The sequence below is a fragment of the Acidovorax sp. LjRoot204 genome (assembly GCF_056175785.1).
Genome location: NZ_JBGFFF010000328.1, coordinates 1 through 1,595, shown reverse-complemented (window position 1 = coordinate 1,595; position 1,595 = coordinate 1). Strand labels below are relative to the sequence as shown.

The following is a 1,595-nucleotide window of genomic DNA, read 5'->3' as shown; positions in this document are numbered from 1 at the left end:
CTGGAGGGCAAGCGAGATCAGGCGCTGCTGCTGGCCACGTACAGTAGCGGCCGCCGGCGCAGCGAGGTGGCTCGGATGCAGCTGCAGCATCTGAGGCCTGGACAGATGGATCTCCCGGATGGCCAGGTGATCCTGGGGTACTGGTGGGATCTCTATGAGATGAAAGGAAAGGTGTCCGAGAAGTTGGGCGAGCCCGTACATAGTGTGCCCCTGGTGGGTGCGGCTGCCGAAGCCATGGATGCGTGGCTGGATGCATTGCGCCTGGCGGGCCACAAAGATGGCCCAGTGTGGCGCACGGTCTACAAGCCTCGCCGGCTCAAGTCACATGCCAACCGGCCGCTTCCATCCCAGGTCTTGGGTGCGGCAATCAGGCCTGAGCTGGTTGCCACGATCGTCAAGCAAAGGGCGCTACAGGCATACCTGATCGACCACCCGGAGTTCGGGGCGGACGAGCCGGAGGCTGCGGCCGCGCGCCAGGCCTTCATGGAGCGCATCGGCGCTCACTCACTGCGTTCTGGATTCTCTACCAGTTCCATCAAGGCGGGCGTATCCGCCTTTGACGTCATGAAGATGACGGGGCACACATCGATAAGCAGTTTCCGAATCTATGACCAGAGCGGCAACGCAAAGAATCCAGCTATTGCCGAACTGATGCAATTCCAGCTTTAGCGACGCACGTATTGCGACACTCACCGATCAAATTACGCATTCCACCCAAGAGCTTGCGTAGTTGCGAGCAACCACCAAGGATAGTGACCGATGAAAACCCACTTTAACGGCCCCAATTATCAGCGCGGCGAATCGTTCCTATGGATGTTCATCGGCATCATGCTTCTCCTGCTTATCTGGGGCGCGGTGGACTCGGCGAATAAGTCCAGGGACGCCCAGGATCTGCTCTTGCAGCTCTCGATGCCCGCCATAGATCGCAGCGAGAATCTGGACCCGGCCTTCTACCGCCTGGCAGAGGCTGCGCTCGCRCACGAGTCGGTACAGGCGCCTGTCGGCGCTTGGACGATCCAGCAGGATGACAAGAAGCTCAGCGTGGAGCAGTTGCTGGTCCTCCACCGTGATCACCGCTTCTCTGTCCTGAGCAGGACCACCATCAAGAATAAGGAAAAGGACGGGGCAGTAGGGCGCGTGAGCGACGCTAAGGGGACCTACCAGGTCAAAGGCGCAGTCTTGAATCTGAGTGCGACTACCGGATCACCTGCTTGGAATGGCCCGTACATCATCGAGAGCATGGATCAGACGACCATGGCGCTGAGACACCAGGCAAGCGACGTGATCACCTACCGTGCCGTGACCGCCGCCGAGGTGCCAGCAATGGTGGCTAAGCTGAAAGATGAGCGTAGCGATTCGGAGATCGCGTCGTCCGATGCAGCAGCAAAGTTTGCAGATAAACTCCATCAATCCGGGCCCGCGGCCGAGTGAGGTAACGACGATGACTGTCCCTACTCAACTGGTTGCTCGAATCAAGAAGTCATCCAAATACTTCCATCAGAACGAAGTGGCAAAGGATCTCGGGGAGTTTCCATTTCCGGTATCCATCTTTCCCGATCCGCTTGGATATGTGGTCAGGGGTGGCCCTGGCGGCC

2 protein-coding genes are annotated in these 1,595 nt (G+C 58.9%); both read left to right on the top strand.

Annotated elements, in window-relative coordinates:
• Positions 1 to 669: tyrosine-type recombinase/integrase (locus tag AC04MI_RS25065; protein ID WP_476499030.1), on the top strand; the 669-nt coding region annotated here is incomplete at its 5' end.
• A gap of 90 nt (positions 670 to 759) precedes the next feature.
• Positions 760 to 1,431, top strand: a complete 672-nt coding sequence (locus AC04MI_RS25060; RefSeq protein ID WP_436001494.1) for a hypothetical protein — start codon at positions 760 to 762, stop codon at positions 1,429 to 1,431.
• Positions 1,432 to 1,595: the final 164 nt, after the last annotated feature.